Source organism: Aeromonas sp. S15(2024) (assembly GCF_041402265.1).
In the GTDB taxonomy this organism is placed as follows: domain Bacteria; phylum Pseudomonadota; class Gammaproteobacteria; order Enterobacterales; family Aeromonadaceae; genus Aeromonas; species Aeromonas dhakensis.
On sequence record NZ_JBGLQY010000004.1, the window covers coordinates 142,415 to 169,254 of the forward strand.

The window sequence follows — 26,840 nt, forward strand, 5'->3', positions numbered from 1 at the left end:
GCATTGTCACCAAGGGGTTGATGGCTGGCAAGCGGGGGATCTTATTACCAATCGTTATTTGCACTACGAACCATTCTCATTTAGATTTCATGGCAATCCAGCATGAGGTAAACACTATGTATGTCTGTTTGTGCCGCGGCATCACAGATTCCCAGATCCGCAAGGCGGTACAGGCAGGCAAGACCGAGTTTCGCCAGCTCAAGCAGTCGCTCGACGTCGGCACCCAGTGTGGCAAATGCGTGCGCATGACCATGGAGATCATCGCCGCCGAACTCGACAAGGCCGAGCTGGATCAGGCGCCGCTCTACTACGAGGTGGCCTGAGCAGAGCTCGTCGCCGGCAAAACCGGCCCGTCTCTTCAATCCCTTCCCGCTGGCGAGCAAGCTCGCCGGACCTCTTGTTGTCATCTTTCTGGACTAAGCTCTAAGGATCTAAGCCTCAGGCACGAACCAAGGAGCACTGTCGATGAAAGGAGATCCCAAGATCATCGCCCACCTCAACAAGGTGCTGGCCAATGAGCTGATAGCCATCAACCAATATTTTCTGCATGCCCGCATCTACGATGACTGGGGCCTCAAGGCGCTCGGGCACAAGGAGTATCACGAATCCATCGATGAGATGAAACACGCCGACGAGCTGGTCAAGCGGGTGCTGTTTCTGGAAGGGCTGCCCAACTTGCAGGATCTGGGCAAGCTGCGCATCGGCGAGACGGTGGAGGAGATGCTGCGCTGCGACTTGTCGCTGGAGATGGATGCCATCCCGGATCTGAAGGTGGCCATCGCCTATGCCGAGTCGGTGCAGGACTACATCAGCCGCGACCTGTTCCAGGATATTCTGGAAGACGAGGAGGAGCACGTGGACTGGCTGGAGACCCAGCTCGATCTCATCGATCGCATCGGGCTGGAGAACTATCAGCAGTCCCAGCTGCATCACGGCTCCTCCTGAATAGTTATGGCATGAAAAAACGATTAAAAAACCCGCTCAGGCGGGTTTTTTAATGTCCGTCTGCATAGCTTTTCATGAGGCTTATCATCATGAAAAGTAAGCTTATTTTTGTTAATCATGTCGCAAAAAAGCGAGCGGGAGAGGTGCACTATTGGAACCCCTTTTTGGGGGCAAACAATAACAACGGTTAAAGGACTACACCATGCACTTCTTGCCCAACAAACTGGCGCTAGCTTGCGCCATCGCACTCTCGCTCGCTGCCTGCAATGACAACAGCTCCAACGCTCCGGCGGATCCCGCCGCCACCAAGGCCTCCCTGATGCAGACCATGGATGAGGCCCTGCGCGAGGGCCAGGCGCTCGATCCCTACGGCTTTGCCATCGATGCCGCCAGCATCGCTAGGCGCAAGGCCCTCGACAGTGCCCTGCTCAAACGGCTGGATGCCCTGGACGCGAGCGTGCTGAGCGAACGGGACCGGTTGTTCTACGACATGATCCGCTGGGATCTGCAGATCAACCTGACCGGTTACGATCTGCCCCAGTCCCAGATCCCGATCCACCACTTCAGCAACCGGGTGGTGGACCTGGCCGATGAGGTGGGGGCCGCCCCGGCCAGCGGCAAAGCTGCCCGCACCGTCGAGCCCGGCTTCGACTACTTCGAGCAGAGTTCGGCCGAGCGGGTCGCGCCGGGGGATGCCACCTGGCGGCGCGACATTGATCGCCCGGCAGCGGCACCGGTTGTGGCCAGCAAGGCGAGGGCCACAACCGCATCACTGGCCTGGTATCAGGAGCACCTCAGCTGGCTCAAGGCCTATGACGGCTACCTTGCCGAGGTGAAGCACCAGTTCGAACTGGGCAGCGCCCAGGGCAACACCCTGCCAGACGAGCTGGTGGACCGGCTGCTGGCCCAGCTCGACAGCAAGCTGGAGGGCGAGGCGATCGCCGGTTCCTACCTCGGCTGGCAGCAGCTGCCGGGAGAGGCGGACGAGGCGCTGCGCAGCGAGTACAAGGGGGTGCTGGACAGCATCAACGGCCACTATCTGGCGCTGCGGGACTATCTGGATTACCGGCACGGCGGTGCCTATGCGGTGCGCCTTGGCAGCGGCGAGTGCGACGACGGTTTCTGCGGCATGACCAACGGGCGTGACTGGTATCGCTGGCTGCTGAAGAAGCACACCACCACCGACATGACGCCGGAGCAGGTGCATGAGCTGGGGCTGAGCGAGGTGGCGCGGATCTTCGGCGCCATGGTCAAGGTGTGCCATACCATCGGCAAGTGCGACAGCGACGACGTGGCCCAGAGCAAGCAGAGCGGTCAGATCTACGCCTTCTTCCGCTACCTGAACGAACCTGCCTTCTTCTATCAGAACCCGCTGGCGGTCTGGTCGGCCGGCCTCAACCCCGGCAACGCCACCGGTGCGACCCTGAGCGGGCCGCAGCAGCAGGCGCTGGCCGAGCACGAGCGGGCACTGCAGGAGTACAACGCCTTCAAGAGCAAGGCCGCGCTGGTGCTGCCGGACTTCTTCGATGCCGAGCGCACCATTCCCAAGCTGGATTACGAGGTGGTGCCCGTCTCCTATAAGGACGCGCCATACGGCGGGGTGGCCTGGTATCAGGACGGCAACCCGCAGACCGGCCGCAAGGGGCGCTTCTTCCTCAACACCTACTACCCCTATGGCCTGCAGAGCTGGAACATCAGCACCCTGCTGGCCCACGAGGCGGCGCCAGGCCACCACTTCCAGATCACCATCGCCCAGGAGCTGGCCGCCAAGGATCCCGACTTCCCGCAGTACGTGGCGAACGCCTCCTACACCGCCTATGCGGAGGGCTGGGCGCTCTACACCGAATACCTGGCGGATCACGACATGGGGCTCTATCAGGGGCGCGGTCTCTACGATCCGGCGGTGGGGGACGTGAAGGTCGAGGGATCGTCTGCCTTCAACAACCAGCTACAGTACTTCGGTCGCCTCAACGAGGAGATGCTGAGGGCGATGCGGCTGGTGGTGGATACCGGCATCCACTGGTATGGCTGGAACCACGACCAGGCCGCCAACTACATGAAGGAGAACTCGGCGCTGGGGGACGGGGACATCAGCTCCGAGGTGCCCCGCTACATGGCCTACACCGGCCAGGCGACCTCCTACAAGGCGGGCCAGCTGGCGCTGATCCGGATGCGGGAGTCGGCCGAGCAGGCGCTGGGCGGAGGTTTTGACCTCAAGGCGTTCCACCACCATGTGCTGGAGTACGGCATGCTGCCTATCTCGGTGCTGGAGCAGAAGAACAGGCAGTGGATTGAACAGTCGAAGTGATCACAGTTACGGCGCCCGGCAAGGCAACGGGCGCCGCTTTCGATTAGGATACGGCTCTATTCAAACAACACTGCTACGGATGATGTCCATGGAACAGATCGCCCGTGAGATGGCGCCCCACAAGCGAGTGGCGCTGGTGGCTCACGACAACATGAAGACCCCTCTGCTGAACTGGGTGATGCGGCGCAAGGAGGAGCTCAAGCTCCACCACCTCTACGCCACCGGCACCACAGGCACCATGCTCGGCAAGCAGGCACAGCTGCCCATCACCTGTCTCTTCTCCGGCCCCATGGGGGGCGACCAGCAGCTTGGCGCCCTGATCGCCGAGGGCAAGATCGACGTGCTGATCTTCTTCTGGGATCCCCTCAATGCGGTGCCCCACGATCCGGACGTGAAGGCCTTGCTGCGCCTCGCGGCAGTCTGGAACATCCCGGTCGCCACCAACGAGGCGACTGCCGATTTCATCATGGACAGCCCCCACATGCGCCAGGCGTTCAGCGTGCAGATCCCCGACTACGCCGGGTATCTCAAGGCCAGAACCCAGTAACGGGGCAGAAACGACAGAGCCGGCCACAGGGCCGGCTCTTTTTATTGGCGGGAACGACGATCAGCGCTGGAAGCTTTTCTGCGCGAACTTGGGTCTGGCGTTCATGATCTGCTCCACCTGTTCGTCACTCATCTTGCCGCGCGACAGCCCCAGCACCTTGTAGGTGAGCAGCGGCCGGGCGGGCAGAGCGATCATCAGGGCGCGGATCTGGTTCTCGTCCTCTTTCTCCCGGGCCGGCTTGCCATAGGCGTAGGTGAGCACGCCGGCATCCATCAGGTTTTTGACGGCGGGCTCGGTGATCGGCAAGTTTATGACGCTTTTACGTTGCAGCACGAACTCCCGCAGCACCGCCTTCTCGTTGAAATCGAGAAAGGAGATCATCTGGGCCAGCTGATCCTGCTGACGGCGCGACTGCCACTCGTCACAGGCCCACTCCCAGGCGATCAGGAAGCCCTGGCTGCAGAAGTAGGAGATGGCGATCAGCATGCCGACCCCGAGCCAGGCGGCGTGTGTGGCGGCCCACTGGCTGACGGCGCCCTGCATCAAACCGGCCGGAAACAGCAGAATGATGCTGCAGCAGAGCAGCAGCCAGACCATCAGCCAGTTGAGGCGGTTCAGTTGATAGAAATGTTGGATCCACCGTTTCATCGTTCACCCTTCCCAAATCAGTGTGGACAGTAGTCATCTCATAGCAAACGGTGTGCCAAGGCGAGGAACTCACCGGCATTGGAGTGGATCCGGATGGCAAAGCCGATGGGTGGACGGTTACATTCCCTTACAACTTGTTGAGTCAATGATCATTAGTTTGCCTTGTGGGGTGGCGGTCAACTTGGTAAAAAGCCCGCACTGTCATAGGGGAGTAGCAACCCGCCCGTGATCCGGGCAGGGCTCATGTCAACATTCTTGGATCCTCAGATCCATGGCATGGGCGGCGATGGTATCCATCGCTCTGCAAGACCTTTGGCCTCGATATGCAAGCCAGCCGGGCGAGCCGTATCGGGTCCATTGGTTGTTCTGCTCGCCTGGCGGTTACTCATCATGCTGATCACCCTGCTGTTATTTCTGCTCTCTGCCGTCACCATCTATCTGGCCTGCGAATATTTCGTCAACGGCATCGAATGGACCGGCCACCACTTCAAGTTCTCCCAGAGCGCCACCGGCTCCCTGCTGGCGGCCCTTGGCACGGCCCTGCCCGAATGCATCGTCACCCTGACCGCCTTGCTGATGGGGGATGCCCCCGCTCAGCAGCAGATAGGCATAGGTGCCGCCCTCGGCGGCCCGCTGGTGCTGGCCACCATAGGTTATGCCGCCGTCGGCGTGACCCTGCTGCTGTGCATGAGCCGGGAGCACAGGGCCATTGATGGCGAGGTACAGCGGGAGATAGGGCGCGATCAGGCCTGGTTCGTCGGCATCTTCCTGGTGGCGGTGGCCCTCGGCATGGTGGCCTTCACCGGTAAAACCTGGCTGGCCCCGCTGTTCGTGCTGGTGTATCTGGTCTATGTGCGGCGCGAGCTGAAACAGACCGACAGTCACGAGGTCGAGTTGCCAGAGCCCCTCAAGCTGGATCCGGGCGCCGAGATCCCGGCGCTCGGCAAGGTGCTGCTGCAGACGCTGGTGGCGCTGGTGGTGGTGGCACTGGCGGCCCAGTTGTTCGTTCACCAGCTGGAGAGCATGGGCGAGCTGTTCGGTCTCTCGCCGGTGCTGGCAGCCCTGTTGCTGAGCCCGGTGGCGACCGAGATGCCCGAGCTGATGAACGTGCTGATCTGGGTACGGCAGGGCAAGCACCGGCTGGCACTGGCCAATATCTCGGGGGCCATGATGATCCAGGGCACCATTCCCAAGGCGTTCTGCCTGTTGTTCACCCCCTGGCTGCTGGACAGCACCATGATGGTCTCCTCGCTGGTGACCCTGCTGGCGGTGGCGCTGTTGTGGTGGGGGTTCAGTCGGGAGCGGATGACGGCGGGCAGGCTCGCCTGGGTGGGGTTGATCTATCTTGGCTTCTGCGGCTGGCTGGTCATGGGCTGATGTGCCACGAACAAGGGCGGGATAGTATCCCGCCCTTTTTTATTCATTCCCTCTGCCGGCGGAGGCCGGCAGGGTGATCAGAACTGCTGGAACCAGCGCTGGATCTGGACCGGATCCTTGCTCTGGGTCAGGGCAAGCATCAGCAGCACCCGCGCCTTCTGCGGGTTGAGGGTCTCGGCGGCGACGAAGCCGTACTTGGCGTCATCGATCTCGGCATCCAGGGTGGTGGAGCCGGTCGGCACGCGGGCGGAGCGCACTACCCGGATACCGTCCTTGCTCGCCTTGGCCAGGGTGTCGAACAGGGTGTGGTAGAGGTTGCCGTTGCCCACCCCGGCGCTGACGATGCCGTCGAACTTGGCATCCACCAGGGCCTTGGCCGGCAGATCCGAGGCGTTGGCGTAGCTGTAGACGATGCCGACCTGGGGCAGCTTGTCGAGCTTGCTCACGTCAAACGGGGTCTTGCTGGTGTGCTGGCGGGCCGGGCTGCGCTGATAGTCGATCTTGCCGTTGTGGATGTAGCCGAGCGGGCCGAAGTTGGGGGAGGCGAAGGTCTGCACTCCTGTGGTGTTGGTCTTGGTGACGTCGCGGGCATCGAGCACGGTATCGTTCATCGCCACCATGACGCCACGCCCCTTGGAGGCGGGGTCGGAGGCGGTCACCACGGCGTTGTAGAGGTTCATCGGGCCATCGGCGCTCATGGCGGTGGAGGGGCGCATGGCACCGACCAGCACCACCGGCTTGTCGCTCTTGACGGTCAGATTGAGGAAATAGGCGGTCTCTTCCATGGTGTCGGTGCCGTGGGTGATGACGATGCCATCCACGTCATCCCTGGCCAGCAGCTCGTTGACCCGCTTGGCCAGCTTGAGCCACACCTCGTCGTTCATGTCCTGGGAGCCGATCTTCACCACCTGCTCACCCTGCACGTCGGCCACGTTCTTCATCTCGGGCACGGCGGCGATCAGCGTCTCGATGGCCACCTTGCCGGCCTCGTAGTTGGACTGGGTGGCGGACTGCCCCGCCCCGGCAATGGTGCCGCCGGTGGCCAGGATATGGACGTTGGGCAGGGCCATGGCCATCGGGGAGAGGGTCAGGCCGAGGACGGCGGCGAGCAGGGTCTTGCGGATCGGGAGAGTCATGCTGCAATTCCTTCTGGGTGATAAAAATTGCAGCAAGTTTGCGCTTTCTGTTGCAGGGGTTTGTGATGACTCTCACCAAAAAACAGCTGGGTACAGAATTTTAACCTGTTTTATACCTATATGGAGATAATTTAACTCGCCGAGAAGCCTTTGGTTTCGATCAGGGCGATCAGCTCGGCTTTGCTCAGTTCGCTCTCGATGATGGCCTTGCTGCTGGCAAAGTCGACACTGGCGCTGCTGACGGCAGGCTGGGCCAGCAGGGCTTTTTGCAGGCTGGCGGCGCAGCCACCGCAGGACATGCCGGAGACGGTGAGTTCGATGGTCATGGGATATCTCCTCTGTTGATTGAGAGTCAGCGTAAAGCTGCCGCCCGCGGCAAGGTCAAGGGGGTGATGAAGGGGTGAGGGTCAGCACGTTTGCTGCTGGCTAGCCCATCAGCCCCAGGTAGTTCATCAGGGTAGCGCCCAGGCTGGTGGTGACGAGCGAGCCCAGCGTGGTGGTGGCAATGATGTTGGCCGCCAGGGCGCTGTCGCCCCCCATGGCGCGGGTCATCACATAGCTGGCGGCGGCGGTGGGGGTGGAGCTGATGAGAAACAGGATGCCGAGCGCCTGCGGGCTGAAACCCAGCGCCCAGGCGCCCATCACCAGCAGCACCGGGATGCACAGCAGCCGGTTGGCGGTGGCCCAGCCGGTCAGCAGGGCGCCGCCGCGCAAGGCCTTGAGGTTGAGGCTGGCACCGGTACAGAGCAGCGCCAGCGGCAGGGTCATGTTGGCGAAGTAGTTGCCGGTGGTGATCACCAGCTGGGGCAGCTCGATGCCGAGCAGGCCGAACGGCAGGGCCGCCAGGATGGCGATGATCAACGGGTTTTTGGCGATCCCCCTGAGGATCGGCTTGATCCCCTTGCTGCCCCCCAGGCTGCGGGTCAGGGTGATCACCGCAAGCACGTTGTAGAGCACGGTGACCGAGCCCACCAGCAGGGCGGCGGCGCCGATACCCTCGGCGCCGTAGGCATTCTGCACATAGGCCAGCCCCATGATCCCCATGTTGCCGCGAAAGCTCCCTTGCACGAAGATGCCGCGCTGGCGCCGCTCGGGGATGAAGCGGGCCGCCAGCAGCTCCAGCACCAGAAAACCGGTGAGGGTGCCGAGCAGGCCGTAGACGATGAGCCAGGGGCTCGGCATGGTGGAGAAATCGGTGCGCACCATGCTGAGAAACAGGAGTGCCGGCAGGGTGACCTGAAACACCAGACGGGAGGCGGACTCGACGAAGCTGTCCGGCAGCAGGCCCAGCTGCTTGAGCCAGATGCCGAGCAGCAGCACCACGCAGATGGGGCCCGTGATGGAGAGGGAGAAGTGCAGACTGGCCAACAGATCCATGATGCGCGTCCTGTGCGATGGCGGGTGGCACGGCATGCGCCGGCGCCAAAAGGGCATTCTAACGCCATGGGCTTGTATTCACAGGGGTTAATCACAACAATGTGGGCAATTCCACCGCCTAGCCCCTGTGAGCCACTTCATGGACAAAAAACTGACCATCCTCGATATCGCCCGACTCAGTGGTGTCGGCAAGTCGACCGTCTCCCGGGTGCTCAACCAGGATCCCAAGGTGAAGCAGGCGACCCGCGAGCGGGTGGAGCAGATCATCGCCGAGCACGGCTTCGTGCCGAGCAAGTCGGCGCGGGCCATGCGCAGCCAGAGCCAGCAGGTGGTGGGGATCATCGTCTCGCGGCTCGACTCCAGCTCGGAAAACCAGGCGGTGCGCGGCATGCTGGAGACCCTCTACCGGCGCGGCTACGACGCCGTGCTGATGGAGAGCAAGTTCTCCCCCGCCAAGGTGCAGGAGCATCTGGCGGTGCTGGAGCGGCGCGGGGTGGATGGCATCATTTTGTTCGCCTTCAACGATCTGGACTATGCCGCCATGGCGCCGCTCAGGGAGAAGCTGGTGCTGGTGGCCCGCGACCATCCCGGTTTCTCCTCGGTCTGTTTCGACGATGCCGGTGCGGTGCACACCATGCTGGGCCAGCTCGCTAACCGTGGCATCCACGACATCGCCTACCTGGGGGTGGACACCGCCGACCTCACCACCGGCCAGCGCCGACTCGATGCCTACCTCGGCTACTGCGCCGAACAGGGGCTGACGGCGCGCAGCGCCCTCGGCGATCTCAGCCTGCAGAGCGGCTACCGACTGGCGGCTGAGCTGCTCACCCCGACCACGGGCGCCCTGGTCTGTGCCAGCGATACCCTCGCCATTGGCGCCGCCAAGTACCTGCAGGAGCAGGGGCGCAGCGAGGTGCTGGTGACCGGCCTTGGCAACAACCCCATGCTCACCTTTCTTTTCCCCAACGCCCTCAGCCTGGATCTCGGCTACAAGGGGGCGGGGGAGCAGGCCGCGCGCCAGCTGCTCGGCCAGATCGAGCAGGATCAGCGCCCGCTGGCGACCATAGCTCCCTGCCACTCTTTGTGAACGCCATCACCTAGCACCGCACAAAAAATGCGCTTTTTGTGACCTCGACCACGAATTGGGAACGTTCCCATTTTGATCGTAACCAATTGGCGGCATGCTAAATGGGAACGATACCAAAAACGCTCGGGCCCACAGACTGGCCCAAAAGGGCGACGCAGACCAATATCAATGGAGTCACAGAGGGAAGGCTCATGTCCAAGATCAACGCACAACATCTGGCCACGCTCATCGACAAGATCGGTGGCAAGGAGAACATCGCAACCGTCAGCCACTGCTTGACCCGGTTGCGCTTCGTCCTCAACGATCCGGCCAAGGCCGACAGCAAGGCCATCGAAACCATCCCGGCGGTGAAGGGAAGCTTCACCCAGGGCGGCCAGTTCCAGGTGGTCATCGGCAACGAGGTGGAGCAGTGGTACAAGGCGCTGACCGAAGAGATCGGCGTCAGCGGCGGCAGCAAGGAGGCCGCCAAACAGGCCGCGCGCCAGAACATGAATCCGCTGGAGCGGGGCATCTCCCACCTGGCGGAGATCTTCGTGCCCCTGCTGCCGGCCATCATCACCGGCGGTCTGATCCTGGGCTTTCGCAACGTCATCGGCGACATCAAGATGTTCGACGATGGCACCCACACCCTCACCGAGATCAGCCAGTTCTGGGCTCAGGTGCACGCTTTCCTCTGGCTGCTGGGCGAGGCCATCTTCCACTTCCTGCCGGTGGGCGTCTGCTGGTCGGCGGTGAAGAAGATGGGCGGCTCCGAGATCCTGGGGATCGTGCTCGGTATCACGCTGGTGTCGCCCCAGCTGATGAACGCCTACGGCATCGGCCAGCAGACTCCCGAGGTGTGGGACTTCGGTCTGTTCGTCATCCAGAAGGTGGGTTATCAGGCCCAGGTCATCCCGGCCCTGCTGGCGGGTGTCTTCCTTGCCTGGGTGGAGACCAATCTCAAGCGGATCATCCCGGCCTACCTCTACCTGGTCATAGTCCCCTTCATCTCCCTGCTGCTGGCGGTGATCGTGGCCCACGCCTTTATCGGTCCGTTCGGTCGCTGGCTGGGTGACGGCGTCGGCTTTGCCGCCAAGGCCGCCATGACCGGTTCGTTTGCCCCCATCGGTGCCGCCCTGTTCGGCTTCCTCTACGCGCCCCTGGTCATCACCGGTATCCACCACACCACCAACGCGGTGGATCTGCAGCTGATGCAGAGCATGGGTGGCACCCCGATCTGGCCGCTGATCGCCCTCTCCAACATCGCCCAGGCCTCTGCGGTGGTCGGCATCATCCTGATCAGCCGCAAGGAGAACGAGCGGGAGATCTCGATACCTGCCGCCATCTCCGCCTATCTGGGGGTGACCGAGCCGGCCATGTACGGCATCAACCTCAAGTACAAGTTCCCCATGCTGTGCGCCATGGTGGGCTCGAGCCTTGCGGCCCTCATCTGCGGCTTCGCCGGGGTGATGGCCAACGGTATCGGGGTAGGGGGCCTGCCGGGCATCCTCTCCATCCAGCCGCAATACTGGGCCGTCTATGCCATCGCCATGCTGGTGGCCATCGTCGTGCCTATCGTGCTGACTCTGCTGGTTTACCAGCGCCAGCAGGCAGCCGGCAAGCTGGCTCAGGCCAGCGCCTGACTCCACGCATCAGGGCGACCCACCGGGGTCGCCCTCTCCCTTTTTCATTCGAGACAAGAGCAAGACCCATGAGCCAAACACCCTGGTGGCAGAGCGCCGTGATTTACCAGATCTACCCCAAGAGCTTTCAGGACAGTGGCGCGCGCGGCACTGGCGATCTCAAGGGGATCATGGCCCGCCTCGACTATCTCAAGACCCTCGGCGTCGACGCCCTCTGGCTGACCCCGGTTTACGTCTCGCCGCAGGTGGACAACGGCTACGACATCGCCGACTACCTGAATATTGATCCTGCCTACGGCACCATGGCCGACTTCGAGGCACTCTTGGCCACCGCCCACGCGCGCGACATCCGCATCGTGATGGACATAGTCGTCAACCACACCTCCACCGAGCACGCCTGGTTCAAGTCGGCGCTGGGGGACAAGAACAGCCCCTACCGCGATTACTACATCTGGAAAGACCCGGTGGAGGGTGGTGTGCCGAACAACTGGCAATCCAAGTTTGGCGGCAGCGCCTGGGAGCTGGATAAGGCCACCGGCCAGTATTACCTGCATCTCTTTGCCCGCGAGCAGGCAGATCTCAACTGGGAGAACCCGGCCGTGCGCGCCGAGGTGAAGAAGATCATCCACTTCTGGGCCAAGAAGGGAGTGGACGGTTTCCGGCTCGATGTCATCAACCTCATCTCCAAGGATCAGTGCTTCCCGAGCGACGACAGTGGCGATGGCCGCCGCTTCTACACCGACGGGCCGCGCATCCACGAATTTTTGCAGGACGTGAGCCGCGACGTGTTCGCCCCGGTGGGCGCCATGACGGTAGGGGAGATGTCCTCCACCAGCCTGGAGCACTGCCAGCGCTATGGCGCGCTGGATGGCTCCGAGCTCTCCATGGTGTTCAACTTCCACCACCTCAAGGTGGACTACCCCAATGGCGACAAGTGGACCAAGGCGCCGTTCGATTTCCTCGAACTCAAGCGCATCTTCAACCACTGGCAGAGCGGCATGCACGGCAAGGGGTGGTCGGCCCTGTTCTGGTGCAACCACGATCAGCCGCGCATCGTCTCCCGCTTCGGTGACGAGGGCGAACATAGGGTGGTAGCGGCCAAGATGCTGGCCAGCACACTGCACGGCTTGCAGGGCACCCCCTACATCTATCAGGGGGAGGAGATCGGCATGACCAACCCCTGCTATCAGCGCATCGATGACTATCAGGACGTGGAGAGCCGCAACATCTTCGCCATCAAGCAGGCCGAAGGGATGAGCGAGGCCGAGATCCTGGCCATTCTTGGCGCCAAATCTCGCGACAACTCGCGCACGCCGATGCAGTGGAGCGCTGCGGCCAATGCCGGCTTCACCAGCGGGACGCCCTGGCTCAAGCCCGCCGCCAACTATCCCGCGATCAATGCCGAGGCGGCGCTGGCCGACACCGACTCGGTGTTCTGGCACTACCGGGATTTGATCCGCCTGCGCAAGAGTCATCCCATCTTCACTCACGGGGATTATCAGGAGCTGCTGGCGGGGCATTCGCAGATCTGGGCCTATGCCCGCCGCGCCGACGGTCAGACCCTGCTGGTGGTGAGCAACTTCTACGGCGAGCCGGCCACCTTCGCACTGCCGGAGGAGCTGGCCACTGGCAAGGGGCGCCTGCTGCTTGGCAACTACCCGGATAGCCCGGCCCGGCCGCAATCCTGTATGCTGCGCCCTTATGAATCCCTGATCTGGCTGGTGGAGTAGGCGATGAGCGAGGTGATGATGAAGGCGGCGGTGCGCGGCCCCGAGTGGCAGAAGATGGTGGCGGGGGAGCCCTATGATGCGGGCGACTCCGAGCTCAAAGCGGCGCGCGAGCGCTGCCGCAGGCTCTATCACACCTTCAACACCAGCTGGCAGGAGAAACCGGCGCGCGATGCCCTGCTCCATGAACTGCTGGGCAGCCGCGGCAAGGAGTGCGCCATCAACCCGCCCTTCTTTTGCGACTACGGGGCCAACATCTTCGTGGGCGAGAACTTCTACGCCAACGTTAACTGCACCATCCTCGACGTGTGCGAGGTGCACATCGGCGACAACGTGCTGCTGGCGCCCGGTGTGCAGATCTACACGGCCGCTCACCCGGTGGCGGTGGCGCCGCGCATCAAGGGGGTGGAGTTCGGCAAGCCAGTGCGGATCGGCCACAACGTCTGGATCGGGGGCAGCGTCGTCATCTGCCCCGGCGTGACCATTGGGGATAACAGCGTGATCGGCGCGGGCTCCGTGGTGACCAAGGATGTGCCGGCGGGCGTGGTGGCGGCCGGCAACCCCTGCAAGGTGCTGCGGCCCATGACGGCAGCAGAGTTGGCTGGTGGCTAGTGGTACCGGCCAGCGCGCACTTTCCAACACCAAGGGCAGGTTATCCTGCCCTTTTTCTTGTCCGTCATTGGCTGAACCTGGGATGTACAGCCACTTCAGATTTTTTGAACATCTAGGCCAGTTTATCTCGCTAACAATGACGAGCCTGGATGTTTAATATTCACTCAACGCTTAGGCAGGAACGCCAAGCGGCCAAATAACTGGTCGTTCAAGGCTGTGAGACCTTCAAATAGGAGGTCTGATGTTGGTGAAAGAACTACACACTATTTGAATAACCTCTTGCATGGATGCATTGATTCGGGGCCGTCGGCCCAGGCAATGACATAGAAACCAAGAGAGTGAATGAACATGAAAAACGTAATCAAGATGCTGGCCGTTGCAGGCCTGATGACCGCAGGTTTTGCCCAGGCTTCCGTTCCGGCTGACTTCAACGCCGCCCCGGGTGTGCTGTTTGTAAACTGGCACGCCACCGCTGCCGTCGAAGGCAAGGGCAACCCCATGCTGGAAGTGCGTGACGAGTCTGGTGATGTGGTTGCCTCCGTGCACGCCAACCTGATGGGCAGCCAGCAGGTGCAGATCCCGAGCCGTACCCAGGGCAACCTGACCGTGAGCCTGGGTGAGCAGAGCAGCGACTACCGCATTCCGTTCGGTATCGGCAGCGGGCGTCAGCGCTAAGGGATCCCCGGGCAACCGGACACCCATGCGAGACAGACAGGGAGGCCGAGGCCTCCCTGTCGTCGTTGGCGGGCGCCCGACCCGGCTCTGGCCTCTGACTCACAGGTGCAAGCCAGCAATGGATCGCCATACGGCAGATCCTCGGCGCGGCCAGCTCGCACCACACTCTTGCGCCACATTCTCGCACCGCGAGCGAGACAGATCTTCTGTTCCGATATACCGCCTTTCATTTCCCTGCCCGACCATACCGTCGGTGCCGTGCAGCTTGCACACATTCTGCCTGTTCAACGCATTGCGCGGGTCTGCTTGGCGACATCCATCCGCTGACAGCAACCTGCCGCCTGCCGTTTCCCCGTTCCACAGAAGCCTATACTCCCTGAAGAATCTGTTGTGGGAGTGGTGATCATGCGTAGTCTCGTCTTGTTGGCCTGCTGTTGTATGGGGTCGGCCCTGGCTGCCCCGGTGCAGCTCAGGCTGCTGGAGTGGGGGTATCTGCCCGCCGGATATGAACAGCAATTTGCCGAGTACGCCAAGCGCGAGGGGGTGGAGGCGACAGTGACCCGGATCGAACCGCTGCTCACCGACTTTGACAGCGTCTATCGTGCTCTGCGCACCCGCAGTGCCGACGTGGTGATGCCGACCAGCTACTTCTACAAGGCGCATCATCAACCCCTCTTCAAGCTGCTGTTGCCCATCGACTTTGGCCGTTTGCGCCATTACCAGGAGGTGAGGCCGGCCCTCAAGAATACCGAGTATGACAAGTTGGGGGAGCGCAACTATTCCGTGCCCTTCTCCTATGCCATGTTCAGTCTGGCTTACGACAGCAAGCAGGAAAACACCCCGCCCACCAGCTGGCAGGCGTTGGCCGAGCCGACGCGGCAGGGGCAATTTGCGGTTTTCTGCGATCAGTTTGAGCCCTTGCTCTTCTCCGTGTTGCTCTCTCTTGGCAAGTCACCCGCCCTCTTTGCCAGCGGTGAAATGCTGGCCGATAGCCCGTTGCAGAACGAGGTTGAAGGGCAACTGACCCGGCGGCTCAAGGCGAGCCGGGGCTTCTGGTTCAATCAGGCCAATCGGTGCGAGAATCTGCGCCATCAGCGCCTGGCCACCACCTGGGGGCTGGAGCTGGTGGAGTGCAACCGGCAAAACGGTCAGCAGTGGCGCATCGCCATGGTAAGGGAAGGGGCCATCTATGCCCTTGATGCCCTCTCGATTGCGCGGGATGTCGGGGATGATCCGGTCAGGCTCAAGGCGGCCTATCTGCTGATCGACTTCCTGTTGAGCGAACCCCTGCAGAGCCGCATGTTGATGGGCACGCCGACGGTTTCCGGCAGCAATGGATCGGCCCGCCCCCCGCTGACACCGGAGGAGCAGGCCGTGTTGCCGCCGCAGGCCCTGCCTGAATTTGACGAGCGCCTGCTGGTGCCGGCCCTGCCCGCGCACATCAAGAATCGCTACAAACGGATGGTGCAGCAGGCCCTGGCCAGCAGTGGCAAGGAGGGGCTGGCCAAGGTGTGTCCCTGGGATCTGGCGAACTGATGCCGGCGCTAGCGAGGTGTCAGGACGGGGCGATCGGAGAGGAGCTCCTGCACCAGCTGCACGGCCAGCGGGATGTTTGTGTCCATGGTGTCCCCATCTTGCGCCTCGGCTTTCCAGCTGGCGGGGGCTTCAGGATGGGGGCCGGAGACGGCCACTTTTCCTTTACCGTAGGCGCCGATTAAGGCGGCGATCCGGCCATCGTCGAAGTAGGCAAGTTCACGCACCGGTTCGGTGCCTGGCTGCAGGACGAAGGTAGGGCCGGCCTGGTAGTACATGCGGCGCACCTCCCCGAGCCAGCGAATGTCATGGATCTTGGGAGAGAAGTCACCGTCGTAGTCGTCAGACTCTGCCGGCACCAAACCGAGCGCCTTCACATAGTTGCCCTCGTCGGCCCAGCCCAGCGACGCGACAAAGGCGCCGCCGCAGATCCCCAGATAGCGCCCGCCCTGACTCAGATAGCGTTTGAGCGACCCGGCGATGGCGGGGGTGAACCGATGAACCAGGGGCTCTACGTCATCTTCGGTTCCGCCGATGATAAACAGACGGGCGCTCGCCAGCCTGGCGGGGAGATCGTCCAGGTTGTCGAGATAGACCACGGGGAGCCCGGCCTGTTTGACCACGGCGGCGATCGCCTCGTTGCTGTCCGGGTCCGAGATGGGGCCGGTATAGAGCAGGGCGTAGCCTGTCGGATTGGCGTCTATCTGTGGCTGGCTCTGGGCCTTTCCCGCGAGACAGCAGATCATCAGCAGGGTGGACCACAGCAGCCAGCGCACTGGTCGGCTCGCTGATGACCTTAGCGCGTGAAGGTCAAAGTGTCGGTTGCTCAACATGTCATCTTCCTGTGTGGGTCATCGCTGTGGGGGTCGGGCCGACTCATCAGTCGGCCCGGTTGGGGGATGGGGTGAGCCGCAAGTGGCCGGCTCTGTGGGCGCCGCGCGGCCCTGATGGGACCATTCGCTTCGCAGCAGGGCAAACACCGCTGTGTCCCACCACTGCCCCTTGAAGTAGCGATGCTCGCGAAAGTGCGCCTCCTGGCGCATCCCGAGCGAGGAGCAGAGCCGTATGGCTGCCCGGTTCAGGGACAGGGTCTCGGCATAGATGCGGTGCACCCCGAGCGATGCAAACCCGAAGCCCGCCAGGGCCGAGGCCGCCTCCTGCATCAGTCCGCGTCCCTGGCTGTGGCGCGCCATGCCGCACCCCATCGAGGCTTGCTGATCGCTCTCCATACGCAGGCAGACTGTGCCGATCAGGGCATTCGTCGCCTTATGCTCGATCAGCCAGCTGATAGGCGCGCTGGGGGCGCTCGCCGGTCTGCTCGACAAACAGTCGGGTCAGCTCCCGGTACTTCTGCGCCCGGCCATCCTCCTCGCTGTAGAAGCGCTGATAGCGCTCGTCCTGGGTGATGGCCACGAAGGCCGCCTCGTCGTCGAGGCGCATATCGCGCAGCCTCAGGCGATCGGTCTCAAGGATAAACATGCAGGCCTCCTCCAATGAGCGGCCATTATGGGGCCTGGGATGAGGGGAGGGACAATCCCCAACCGGGGTGTGGCAGCCGGCGCTCGGTCGAGCTCCTGGCTTACGACGGGCATTTTGATGCGGCACAGCCGCACAGGGGGAGGGGACAATCAGCGCGGCGCATGGTGCCGGGTGAGTGAGGAGCGAGGGCTCTGCCCTCGACGTTTTTCGCCAGCCACCTGGAGGCGCTCAGTCGAGCTCCTGGCCTACGACGGGGATCTCGATGCGGCTTTGCCGCATAGGGGGAGGGGGCAATCAGTGCGGCGCATTGCATCGGGTGAGTGAGGGGCGAGGGCTCTGCCCTCGAAGGTTTTCGCCAGCCCACCTGGAGGCGCTCAGTCGAGCTCCTGGCCTACGACTGGGATCTCGATGCGGCTTTGCCGCATAGGCGTTTCGCCTGCCCTTCGGGCCGGGGCGAGTGACTTTGGAAAGACCCAAAGTCACCAAAGGTCTTCTCCCCCGCCGATTCGCTCTCCTTCGGCGAGTGCCCTCGCTTCAGTCATCAGGCCGACGGCACGCGCCGACGGGCCTTTGGCCTTAGCCATCCATGGCTTCGGCCAAAGCCCGCTTCGAACATCCTTGTTCTCGCGCCAACTCGGGATCGAGCCGTGCTCGCCCTGATCCGAATTGGCCCATGGCCCGCCGCCACTCGCTCGACATCCCTGTCTCGCGACCTGGCCTGATGGCTTCACCTCGGCGAATCAGAGGGGGAACCAATACCGTGCCCGACAGCAGCTGGGTAGGTTGCTGCTCTGTTGGCCGCTACGCGGCGCTCAGAACGGTGGGTGTCCCAATTTCTTCTCGAAGGTTTTCGCCAGCCCTTTGGGCTTTGGCGAGTGACTTTTCTTTGCGTGGCCAAAGAAAAGTCACCAAAAGAAAGGCCAACCCCGGCAAGTCGTCCGCTGCGCGGATGCCCTCGGCTCGTCGATCGGGTCGGCCGTACCGCCGCACACGGCACATCCCTGTGCCGCCTGCGGCTGCGCCGTCCTCCCTGACGGCGCTACTGACCCGTTCAACTCACCTTGGCGACTTGCAGGGGGGCCAATACCGTGCCCGACGGCGGCTAAGTGGGCTCGCTACGCGGCGCTCAGAACGGTGGGTGTCCCAATATTTGAGGCGATTACTTGGCGAACTGCACATGACCCAGCTCACCGTTTGTTTTATTTATTTGGCAAACATAGCCCGAAAAGTTATTTACGGCGATAAAACCAGCTTCAGAGGCAGTGGTACGACTGAAATTAGTGTACCCATCATTACCTTGATTGGTGGGGTTCTTTGCCACCCATAATTCAATGCCGCTCTTATCAAGACACACTAGATTATTTGCTGCTTCGCAAGTTGGATATTCCATGTAGTCGTAGATTACAAAGATTTTTCCATCTGTTTCTTCCGCATCAAGAATAGAGTGCGGGAGAGTAAGCCTTTTCCCATCTATTACTATTTGCTTGCTGTCGAGCTCGATCATTTAGTGCGCCTAATGCCTTGCTCACCGGAAAATTGGGAGCGAAGAGACTAATTTTTCCGCGCGCAGCAACTTGTTAGCCACTACCCCTCCTCAGTTCTGCCCATCAGCGCTTTCGCCATAAATTCCGTAGTATAAACATCTCCCTTCTTAGTTCGAACAGTGCTCGGTTTGTAATCTCCGTTCTCAAACATTCTCCACTCTGCATTAAGAAGGCGTTCATCTAAATGATTGAGGTTTAAGTTGAGCCAATTACATAGCTGCTGAAAATTTTCAGCGAAGGACTCGCCTTTGTGTTTGGTTAGAACCATCTGTAGATTAATAGGATAATCACGATTCCCTGCTGCCATTATTGCACTTCTTGCAGTTGTAAGTAGCTCTTGCCCCGTGAAGGTGAATACGTTGTCGATAATGTCATGACGAAGTCCGTACTCAATTCTTGTACGCTTTGAGTGCGACCAGTACCTGTCTTCAAGAAGATTCACTCGTTCAAGATAACCCCTAAGGATCTCTGACTCAGCAAACCCCCGTGTATCAGAGATTAACTCCTCGAACGTTTTTAGCTTAATGTTTGTTTTATCGGCAGCTTCCAGAGCGCCTTTTTGAAAGCCAACTTTTGAAACTATAAAGCCTCGATCCGCACCAATATCATCCACAATAGTGCGAAGGGTTAATACCTGTGCTTTTGTAACTTTGCTTTCCCAATACTTTGCCTCAACCAACCAAACCAGATTCTCACCGAGATATCTGGTTTGCACATATACATCGATATCATGACTTGTCCGCACGCCTTGAATACGAACATTCGTCTTCGCCTCAGCGCCAAGAGAGACGAAGTGGTCTTTAATGCGTTCTTGGAAATCGAACCATTCCTTTGTCATTACGTAACTCTTACATGGTGGCTAACGTTTAGGTTAAGGGGCCGGCTTTAGCCGGTCCCGAGCGAGCGAAGCGAACGACTTGAACCGTTTGTTAGGCGGTTTACGGACATTCAGGAAGGCTAAGCAAGTTGTTCGGATGTTCGCCATCATTTTGGGTTTTTAAATATTTATTGCCGGCAGCGCTTTTGGCAACAATTACCCAAACTGATTGTCCACCAGCACTCACCCAAAAGCGCCATTTACCTGACTCTATGCCGGCAATAGCATCTTGTTGAGATAACTTCCAGCGAGTGCCGTCCGCGTTTACGCCGCCGATAAACTGTATACGCTCGTGGGCGCTTTGGCGGTTTGACTTGTTTATGCATTTAACTTGATGGTCTGACATTGCAACCTCCGTTGTTGGTAACTGCCTAACGATTAAGCTAAGGGGCGGCGGCACGCCGTCCCAGCGAACGAAGTGAGCGATTTGAGCGCCTTGTTAGGCATAAACCACCTCGCTTGCGAGCTGCGGATATTCACCTTGCATTTCAGTAAGGCATTCTTTCAGTAGCACAGCCTCACGAGGTAGGCGTTGAGAGAACTGCAGCCAGCCCAAGAACCTAACTGTGTATGGCATTTCAACTAAGCCAGTTATGGCGTCCCAGAAAGCGTCCCAGTTAGCACCATACCAGCCCGGAAAATTCAGCGACTCCATCAGCAATGAGTGCAGTTCCTCTGCGCTAGTGATAGCTCGGAGATCAATCTCTACTAGCTGTACGCGGGACATATGTTTTTGCCTAACAGTGATTAGATGGAAGGCGGTACTAATCTGTTAGCAGAGAATTCCATCTAACTCCGTAACATTTCAATCGCCGCCAAGTGAAAATCATCATTAAATCATAATGTTAACAACGTTCTTCTCGCTCGGGCGTATTCGCTTGATTTCCTCTTTTTGCGCCACCATTAGTACTGTATGAAAAAACAGTTCGTGGGTTACGCAAGGAAAGCGCCGCCAAACCACGACTGCGTAAATAGCTCAGAATCAGCATAAGACCATCACCATGTTGAGTCGGTCGTTGTGGGCAACGTTCGCTTATCTATTCCATCTGGCAAGGCTACCGCCCCTGAATGTCAGCCTTCAGTCTGCTGCTTTTTACCTGTGAGGTTGCACTGGCATGGCCCATGGGTGACTCCGACGAGACGGTTGCCAAACGGCTATGTTAGCGAGTGGAGCCGGGGAAGGAAGAGCGGGATGATGGTTTCCAGAGCAAGATCAAGAAATTCAAGAAATGAATCGGGATGGAGGGGCGCTCTGGAACTCTCACCACATTGAGCGCCGCAGAAGTGGGCGCCGTTCTGAGCGCCACAACTGACACCAGCCGCCTTCGCCACCGACGGGCACGGTATCGGAGCCCCCTCTGATTCGCCGAGGTGAAGCCATCAGGCCAGGTCGCGAGACAGGGATGTCGAGCGAGGGGCGGCGGTCCAAGGATGGACCGTCGGCGCGTGCCGTCGGCCTGATGGCTGAGGCGAGGGAACTCGACGAAGGAGAGCGAATTAGCGGGGGGTGGCCTTTCTTTTGGTGACTTTTCTTTGGCCACGCAAAGAAAAGTCACTCGCCACAGCCCGCAGGGCGGGCGAAACCCCCTCGAGGAGGAACTCCTCGCATCCTATGCGGCGCAGCCGCATCTCCCCTCACCTGGTGCAATGCGCCGCGCTTATTGCACCCTACGACTGTGCGGCGCAGCCGCATCGAGAGGCTGGTCGTAGGCAAGGAGCTCGACCGAGCTCCTCCTGGTGCGTCTCTACAACTTCACCATGATATGCCGCGGCACCGTGTAGTCCTCCAGGGCGTAGAGGGAGAGATCCTTGCCGTAGCCGGACATCTTCATGCCGCCGTGGGGCATCTCGGAGGTGAGCATGAAGTGGGTGTTGATCCAGGTGCAACCGTACTGCAGGTGGCTGGCCACCTTGCTGGCAAGGCCGAGATCCCGGGTCCAGACCGAGCTGGCGAGGCCGTAGTCCGAGTCGTTGGCCCACTGCACCACCTGCTCGGCGTCGTTGAAGCGAGTCACCGACACCACGGGGCCGAATACCTCCCGGCGCACAATTTCATCCTCCTGGCGGGCATGGGCGATCAGGGTCGGCTCGAAGAAGAAGCCGTTGCCGGGATGGATCTTGCCTCCCGCCGTCACCTCAACATGACCGCTGCTCTGGGCCCGCTCCACGAAGCTGGCCACCCGGTTGCGTTGCCGGTCCGAGATGAGCGGCCCCATCTCCACCCCCTCCTCGCGCGGGCCGCCCACCTTGATGGAGGCGACCGCCTCGGTCATGGCGGCGACAAACTTGTCGTAGATCTTGCCCTGGGCATAGATGCGGCAGGCGGCGGTGCAATCCTGGCCGGCGTTGTAGAAGCCGAAGGTGCGAATGCCCGCCACCACGGCCTCCAGATCCGCGTCGTCGAAGATGATGACCGGCGCCTTGCCCCCCAGCTCCAGGTGGGTGCGCTTCATGGTGCGGGCGGCGCTCTGCAGGATCTTCTGGCCGGTGGCGATGTCACCGGTCAGCGACACCATGCGCACCAGCGGGTGCTCCACCAGCGGCGCCCCCACGCTCTCGCCCCGGCCGCAGACGATGTTGATGACGCCGCGGGGGAAGAGCTCGCTGGCCAGCTCCGCCAGGCGCAGGGCGGTGAGGGGGGTCTGCTCGGAGGGCTTTAGCACCACCGTATTGCCGGCGGCGAGCACCGGGGCCATCTTCCAGGCCGCCATCATCAGGGGGTAGTTCCAGGGGGCGATACTGCCCACCACCCCGATGGGGTCGCGGCGGATCATGCTGGTGTGTCCCTCGATATACTCCCCCGCCAGCGGCCCCTGCAGGCAGCGGGCGGCACCGGCGAAGAAGCGGAAGCAGTCCACCACCGCCGGCAGCTCATCGTTCAGCACCGCCATATAGGGCTTGCCGCAGTTGAGGGATTCGAGGGCCGCAAACTCCTCGGCGTGGCGTTCGATGGCATCGGCCAGGCGCAGCAGCAGGGTACTGCGTTGGGCCGGGGTGGTGCGGCTCCACTGGGCGAAGGCGCGCTGGGCGCCGTTCACCGCCCGGTTCACCTGCTCGAACGAGGCTTCGGGCACCGAGGCGAGAAGCTCACCGGTGGCGGGGTTGAGGATGGGCTCGGCCGGGCCGTCACCGGTGACGAACTGGCCGTCGATCAAGAGTTGGGTAGAGAGTTTCATGGTTGCATCCTTGCGCACGCGTTGAGTCATTATTTGCCACTGCCGGCGACGTCCTGGCCGTCGCGGGTGAGGTAGTAGGCAAGCAGAATGGGAATGGTGGTGAAGGCCACTATGATGAGCGCCACCACGTTGGTGACCGGCCTGTCCCGTGGCCGGATCAGCTCCTGATACATCCAGATCGGCAGCGTGGTCTGCTGGCCGGCGGTGAAGGTGGTGACGATCACCTCGTCAAAGCTGAGCGCGAACGCCAGCATGCCCCCCGCCAGCAGGGCGGTGGCGAGGTTCGGCAGGATCACGTAGCGCAGAGTTTGGAAGCCGTCGGCGCCGAGATCCATCGACGCCTCGATGAGGCTCTGGTTGGTACGGCGAAAGCGCGCCAGGGCATTGTTGTAGACCACCACCACGCAGAAGGTGGCGTGACCGATGACGATGGTCCAGAAGCTGAAGGGGATCTCCATCACCCCATAGGCGGAGCGCAGCGCGATGCCGGTGACGATGCCGGGCAGGGCGATGGGCAGCACCAGCAAGAGCGACACCACCTCCTGGCCGAAGAAGCGGCTGCGGGCGATGGCCCCCGCCGCCAGGGTGCCGAGCACCATGGCCACCAGGGTGGCGAGCCCGGCCACCTCCAGCGACAGCTGGATGGCGCGCCACACATCGGGGCGGTTGAGGGTCACCTCGAACCACTTGAGGGTGAGCCCGGGAGGCGGGAACTGGTAGCTCTTGCTCTCGCTGGTGAAGGCGTAGAGGAAGATGAACAGGATCGGAAAGTGCAGGAACAGGAGACCGCCGATGGCCGCGTACTTGAGCAGGCCGGAAGGCTGGCTGCCATGGTCCCGTTTCATGGCGGTATTAGAGCGCATCGAAGGCCCCCAGGCGTTTCGCGATGGTGAGGTAGATGGCGATGATGAGGATCGGCACCAGCGAGAAGGCGGCGGCGAAGGGCAGGTTGCCCGCCGTGCCCTGCTGCATGTAGACCACCTGACCTATGTACATGGTTGAGTTGCCTATGATGCCGGGGATGATGTAGTCCCCCAGCGTCAGGGAGAAGGTGAAGATGGAGCCCGCCACCACGCCGGGCAGGGCCAGCGGCAGGATCAGGGTGCGAAAGGTTTGGGCCGGGGTGGCGCCGAGATCGCCGCTCGCCTCCAGCAGGGAGCGCGGGATCCGCTCCACCGCCGCCTGGATGGGCAGGATCATGAAGGGCAGCCAGACGTAGACGAATACGATGAAGGTGCCGATGCGCGAGAACGACAGCGACGGCCCTCCTATAACTGGCAGCGAGAGAATGGCGTCCAGCAGCCAATCCAGCCCCAGGGTGTCCGCCAGCCAGCTGATGACCCCCTCCTTGGCCAGGATCAGCTTCCAGGCGTAGACCCGCACCAGATAGCTGGACCAGAGCGGCAGCATGATGCCGACGTAGAACAGGGCCCGGGTCTTGCCGCTGGTGTAGCGCGCCATGTAGTAGGCGACGGGGAAACCGAGCAGGGCGCAGGCCAGGGTCACCAGCAGCGACATGCCGACGGTGCGCAGGATCACGTCCAGGTTTTCTGCCCGCAGCAGGGCGACGAAGTTCTGCAGCCCCAGCTCGTGGCGGATCTGGCCGCTGAACTCGTCCAGCCCGAAGAAGGCGTTGGAGAGCAGCATCAGCAGGGAGCCGACGTAAATGATGCCAAGCCAGAGCAGGGGCGGCCCGAGCAGGATGGCCAGCAGCAGGCCGGAGCGACCATAGAGCAGGGTGGAGAGGCGCCGCAGCGGCCTGACGCGAACGGAGTCGGTAGCTTGGCTCATGGCAAGGCTCGCACTGTGGGGGGCGCTCATGGTTGAGTTCCCAGAGGGGCGGTGTGCAGGCGATGGATCGCCTGCTCCGGCCAGCTGAGGCTGACCCGGGTGCCACGGGGCAGACGGGCCTGGCCCTCGTTGGGGTGGTTGACGATAAGCTCGAGCTGCTCGCCGAGATCGACCCGGTAGCGCACGAAGGGGCCGAGGTACTCCACTTCGCGCACCTCCCCTGACCAGCCGGGGCTGCCGGCTTCGGCGAGGCGGATCCGCTCCGGGCGCACCATCATCTGGCGCTCATCGCCGCACAGGCGGCGGGCCTGCTCTCCCTCGAACAGGTTGACGGTGCCGACGAAGCGGGCGACGAAGGGGGTGGCGGGGGCGTCGTAGATGGTATCCGGCGCGGCGATCTGCTCGATCTTGCCCTGATTGAAGATGCAGATGCGGTCGCTCATGGAGAGCGCCTCCTGCTGATCGTGGGTGACGAAGATAAAGGTGATGCCGAGCTGGCGCTGCAAGGCCTTGAGCTCAAGCTGCATCTGCTCGCGCAGCTTGAGATCGAGCGCCCCCAGCGGCTCGTCCAGCAAGAGGATGCGCGGCTGGTTGATCAGTGCCCGGGCGATGGCGATGCGCTGGCGCTGGCCGCCGGAGAGCTGGCCGGGCTTGCGGTTGCCGACGCCGGGCAGGCGCACCAGCTCCAGCATCTCGTCCACCTTGCGGTAGCGCTCCGCCTTGGCCACGCCCTTGAGCATCAGGCCATAGCCTATGTTGTCGCGCACATCCATGTTGGGAAACAGGGCGTAGTCCTGAAACACGGTATTGAGGTTGCGATCGTAGGGGGGCACAGTGGAGCAGGGTTCGCCGAACAGCCGGATCTCCCCCTCGCTCGGGTATTCGAAGCCCGCGATCATCCGCAGGCAGGTGGTCTTGCCGGAACCGCTTGGCCCCAGCAGGGTGAAGAACTCGCCGGCGGGGATCTGGAAGGAGATGTCGTCGACCGCCTTCACCTCGCCATAGTGGCGGCTGACCCGGTCAAATTGTACGGCGTTCATGGGACGTCCTTGTCTGTGTGGGAAGCGGGCCGGACTCCTGTCCGGCCCCATATCGGCATTTACTCAGGCAACTTCAGCGACCACCCAGGATGGCGATATAGTCCGAGACCCAGCGGTAATACGGCACGCAGGTTCCCTGGCTCTTGCACTGGGAGACGGGAGTTCGCCAGAAGCGCACCCGATCGAAGTTGTCGATGCCGTTGGTCTTGCACCCCTCTTTCCCGAGCAGGGCATTGCCCTCGCAGGCGGCCGGCACCACGGGCACGGAGCCGAACCAGGAGGCGAGATCCCCCTGCAGCTTGTTGTTGAGGGAGTGCTCCAGCCATTTGTAGGCGCAGGTGAGGTTCTTGGCCTCGCTGTGCACCATGCTGGTGTCGGCCCAGCCGGTGACCCCTTCCTTGGGCACTGTGGTGGCGATGGGCTGCTTGTCGGCGATCAGGGTATTGGCCTGGAACGGCCAGGAGCCGGAGGCCACCACCCCCTCGTTCTTGAAGTCGTCGATCTGGACGAAGGCGTCGTGCCAGTAGCGCCCGACCAGCTGACGCTGCTGGCGCAACAGGTCGAGGGCAGCCTTGTACTGATCTTCGTTGAGTTCGTACGGATCCTTGATGCCGAGCGCCGGCTGGTGGCTCATCAGATAGAGGGCCGCATCGGCGATGTGGATCGGGCCGTCGAACGCCTGCACCCGTCCCTTGTTGGACTTGCCGTCCGGCAGGGTCTGCTCCTCGAACACCACGCTCCAGGAGTCGGGGGCCTTGGGGAACACCTTGGTGTTGTACATCAATATGTTGCCGCCCCACTGGTAGGGCACGCCGTAGTGCTTGCCGTCCACCGTGTGCCAGGGAGCATTCTGCAGACGGGGGTCTATCTTGCCGTAGCTCGGGATGAGCGCCAGGTTGAGCGCCTGCACCTTGCCGCCGGCGATGAGGCGCAGGCTGGCGTCGCCGGAGGCGGTCACCAGATCGAAGCCCCCCTCGTTCATCAGCGCCACCATCTCGTCCGAGGTGGCGGCCGTCTTGACGTTGACCTTGCAGCCGGTCTCTTTCTCGAAGCCGGTGACCCAGTCGTAGTTCTTGTCGGTCTCGCCGCGCTCCACGTAGCCGGCCCAGGCCACGATGTTGAGCTGGCCTTCACCCTTGCCGAGGGTGGTGGGGGCAGCCTGGGTCTGGCCTGCCAGCAGGGCGGGGATCAGGGCCAGGGTGAGGGGGGTCAGTTTCATCTTGCTCTCCTTGCTGGGGCGGGCACTGTGGTGATGCCACGCTGACAATTAACATCCCGTTAACCAGTCATGAGCGTAGGAGAAGCGCTGAGCAATGAGAATTTCAATTTTTAACGCCAG

General features: G+C 61.8%; 27 protein-coding genes and 1 riboswitch. Of the genes, 11 read left to right on the forward strand and 16 right to left on the reverse strand.

Annotated elements, in window-relative coordinates; genetic code table 11:
* The first annotated feature begins 116 nt into the window (after positions 1–116).
* The 4 genes from ACB033_RS11175 (at position 117) to ACB033_RS11190 (ending at position 3,800) form a co-directional block, all read left to right on the forward strand.
* On the forward strand, positions 117–323 hold the full coding sequence (locus ACB033_RS11175) for a bacterioferritin-associated ferredoxin (protein ID WP_162519904.1): 207 nt from the start codon (positions 117–119) through the stop codon (positions 321–323).
* Between the two features lie 142 nt (positions 324–465).
* On the forward strand, positions 466–945 hold the full coding sequence (gene bfr, locus ACB033_RS11180; RefSeq protein ID WP_005314068.1) for a bacterioferritin: 480 nt from the start codon (positions 466–468) through the stop codon (positions 943–945).
* A gap of 202 nt (positions 946–1,147) precedes the next feature.
* The gene (locus ACB033_RS11185; protein ID WP_139725675.1) at positions 1,148–3,253 is read left to right on the forward strand and encodes a DUF885 family protein; all 2,106 of its coding nucleotides are present in this window, start codon (positions 1,148–1,150) and stop codon (positions 3,251–3,253) included.
* 88 nt (positions 3,254–3,341) lie between these two features.
* A complete protein-coding gene (locus ACB033_RS11190; RefSeq protein ID WP_005305534.1) occupies positions 3,342–3,800 on the forward strand; it encodes a methylglyoxal synthase in 459 nt (152 codons plus the stop codon).
* Positions 3,801–3,860: 60 nt separating this feature from the next.
* Here the strand turns inward: ACB033_RS11190 and ACB033_RS11195 are convergent, their stop codons facing one another.
* A complete protein-coding gene (locus ACB033_RS11195) occupies positions 3,861–4,448 on the reverse strand; it encodes a superinfection exclusion B family protein (protein ID WP_005305531.1) in 588 nt (195 codons plus the stop codon).
* A 194-nt stretch (positions 4,449–4,642) separates the two neighbouring features.
* A riboswitch (yybP-ykoY riboswitch) is annotated at positions 4,643–4,749 on the forward strand.
* Positions 4,750–4,838: 89 nt separating this feature from the next.
* Here ACB033_RS11195 and ACB033_RS11200 point away from each other — a divergent pair.
* Positions 4,839–5,825: a sodium:calcium antiporter gene (locus ACB033_RS11200; RefSeq protein WP_043147183.1), complete on the forward strand. Its 987-nt coding sequence runs from the start codon at positions 4,839–4,841 to the stop codon at positions 5,823–5,825.
* A 77-nt stretch (positions 5,826–5,902) separates the two neighbouring features.
* On the opposite strand, the gene ansB is transcribed toward ACB033_RS11200, so the two are convergent.
* The 3 genes from ansB to ACB033_RS11215 form a co-directional block, all read right to left on the reverse strand.
* Complete coding sequence (gene ansB, locus ACB033_RS11205; RefSeq protein WP_139725674.1) at positions 5,903–6,961, reverse strand: L-asparaginase 2; 1,059 nt, start codon at positions 6,959–6,961, stop codon at positions 5,903–5,905.
* Positions 6,962–7,092: 131 nt separating this feature from the next.
* Positions 7,093–7,287, reverse strand: a complete 195-nt coding sequence (locus ACB033_RS11210; RefSeq protein WP_005305523.1) for a heavy-metal-associated domain-containing protein — start codon at positions 7,285–7,287, stop codon at positions 7,093–7,095.
* Between the two features lie 100 nt (positions 7,288–7,387).
* Positions 7,388–8,338 carry an AEC family transporter gene (locus ACB033_RS11215; RefSeq protein ID WP_010635992.1) on the reverse strand — a complete coding sequence of 317 codons (951 nt, stop codon included), beginning with the start codon at positions 8,336–8,338 and terminating at the stop codon, positions 7,388–7,390.
* 139 nt (positions 8,339–8,477) lie between these two features.
* Between ACB033_RS11215 and treR the strand changes: the two genes are divergently transcribed.
* From treR to ACB033_RS11245, 6 genes are all read left to right on the forward strand, one after another.
* Positions 8,478–9,425: a trehalose operon repressor TreR gene (gene treR, locus ACB033_RS11220; RefSeq protein WP_126880592.1), complete on the forward strand. Its 948-nt coding sequence runs from the start codon at positions 8,478–8,480 to the stop codon at positions 9,423–9,425.
* Positions 9,426–9,616: 191 nt separating this feature from the next.
* The gene (gene treB / locus ACB033_RS11225; RefSeq protein WP_026139289.1) at positions 9,617–11,047 is read left to right on the forward strand and encodes a PTS trehalose transporter subunit IIBC; all 1,431 of its coding nucleotides are present in this window, start codon (positions 9,617–9,619) and stop codon (positions 11,045–11,047) included.
* A gap of 68 nt (positions 11,048–11,115) precedes the next feature.
* Positions 11,116–12,777: an alpha,alpha-phosphotrehalase gene (gene treC / locus ACB033_RS11230; protein WP_139725673.1), complete on the forward strand. Its 1,662-nt coding sequence runs from the start codon at positions 11,116–11,118 to the stop codon at positions 12,775–12,777.
* 3 nt (positions 12,778–12,780) lie between these two features.
* Positions 12,781–13,386, forward strand: coding sequence for a sugar O-acetyltransferase (locus ACB033_RS11235; protein ID WP_139725672.1), 606 nt, complete (start codon positions 12,781–12,783; stop codon positions 13,384–13,386).
* 342 nt (positions 13,387–13,728) lie between these two features.
* Positions 13,729–14,061: a hypothetical protein gene (locus ACB033_RS11240; protein ID WP_017779082.1), complete on the forward strand. Its 333-nt coding sequence runs from the start codon at positions 13,729–13,731 to the stop codon at positions 14,059–14,061.
* A 438-nt stretch (positions 14,062–14,499) separates the two neighbouring features.
* Entirely contained in the window at positions 14,500–15,597 is a 1,098-nt protein-coding gene (locus ACB033_RS11245) for a PotD/PotF family extracellular solute-binding protein (protein WP_139725714.1), read from the forward strand.
* Positions 15,598–15,605: 8 nt separating this feature from the next.
* On the opposite strand, the gene ACB033_RS11250 is transcribed toward ACB033_RS11245, so the two are convergent.
* The 12 genes from ACB033_RS11250 to ACB033_RS11305 form a co-directional block, all read right to left on the reverse strand.
* Positions 15,606–16,370 carry a hypothetical protein gene (locus tag ACB033_RS11250; protein ID WP_139725671.1) on the reverse strand — a complete coding sequence of 255 codons (765 nt, stop codon included), beginning with the start codon at positions 16,368–16,370 and terminating at the stop codon, positions 15,606–15,608.
* Positions 16,371–16,445: 75 nt separating this feature from the next.
* Positions 16,446–16,919 carry a GNAT family N-acetyltransferase gene (locus ACB033_RS11255; protein ID WP_240041771.1) on the reverse strand — a complete coding sequence of 158 codons (474 nt, stop codon included), beginning with the start codon at positions 16,917–16,919 and terminating at the stop codon, positions 16,446–16,448.
* A complete protein-coding gene (locus ACB033_RS11260) occupies positions 16,861–17,073 on the reverse strand; it encodes a hypothetical protein (RefSeq protein ID WP_240041770.1) in 213 nt (70 codons plus the stop codon). Before ACB033_RS11260 ends, ACB033_RS11255 begins: the two co-directional genes overlap by 59 nt.
* 1,159 nt (positions 17,074–18,232) lie before the next feature.
* Positions 18,233–18,577: a hypothetical protein gene (locus tag ACB033_RS11265; protein ID WP_139397717.1), complete on the reverse strand. Its 345-nt coding sequence runs from the start codon at positions 18,575–18,577 to the stop codon at positions 18,233–18,235.
* 80 nt (positions 18,578–18,657) lie between these two features.
* On the reverse strand, positions 18,658–19,455 hold the full coding sequence (locus ACB033_RS11270) for a restriction endonuclease (protein WP_139397718.1): 798 nt from the start codon (positions 19,453–19,455) through the stop codon (positions 18,658–18,660).
* 100 nt (positions 19,456–19,555) lie between these two features.
* Positions 19,556–19,840, reverse strand: coding sequence for a DUF3892 domain-containing protein (locus ACB033_RS11275; RefSeq protein ID WP_103260393.1), 285 nt, complete (start codon positions 19,838–19,840; stop codon positions 19,556–19,558).
* Positions 19,841–19,933: 93 nt separating this feature from the next.
* The gene (locus tag ACB033_RS11280; RefSeq protein WP_139397719.1) at positions 19,934–20,221 is read right to left on the reverse strand and encodes a barstar family protein; all 288 of its coding nucleotides are present in this window, start codon (positions 20,219–20,221) and stop codon (positions 19,934–19,936) included.
* Between the two features lie 1,018 nt (positions 20,222–21,239).
* On the reverse strand, positions 21,240–22,670 hold the full coding sequence (locus ACB033_RS11285; protein WP_139725670.1) for a gamma-aminobutyraldehyde dehydrogenase: 1,431 nt from the start codon (positions 22,668–22,670) through the stop codon (positions 21,240–21,242).
* A 29-nt stretch (positions 22,671–22,699) separates the two neighbouring features.
* Positions 22,700–23,515, reverse strand: coding sequence for an ABC transporter permease (locus tag ACB033_RS11290; RefSeq protein WP_010636002.1), 816 nt, complete (start codon positions 23,513–23,515; stop codon positions 22,700–22,702).
* Positions 23,516–23,522: 7 nt separating this feature from the next.
* Entirely contained in the window at positions 23,523–24,491 is a 969-nt protein-coding gene (locus ACB033_RS11295) for an ABC transporter permease (RefSeq protein ID WP_099359842.1), read from the reverse strand.
* A complete protein-coding gene (locus ACB033_RS11300; RefSeq protein WP_371140521.1) occupies positions 24,488–25,501 on the reverse strand; it encodes an ABC transporter ATP-binding protein in 1,014 nt (337 codons plus the stop codon). The genes ACB033_RS11295 and ACB033_RS11300 overlap by 4 nt, the downstream gene beginning before the upstream one ends.
* A gap of 73 nt (positions 25,502–25,574) precedes the next feature.
* Entirely contained in the window at positions 25,575–26,720 is a 1,146-nt protein-coding gene (locus tag ACB033_RS11305; RefSeq protein WP_017766455.1) for an ABC transporter substrate-binding protein, read from the reverse strand.
* Between the last annotated feature and the right edge of the window lie 120 nt (positions 26,721–26,840).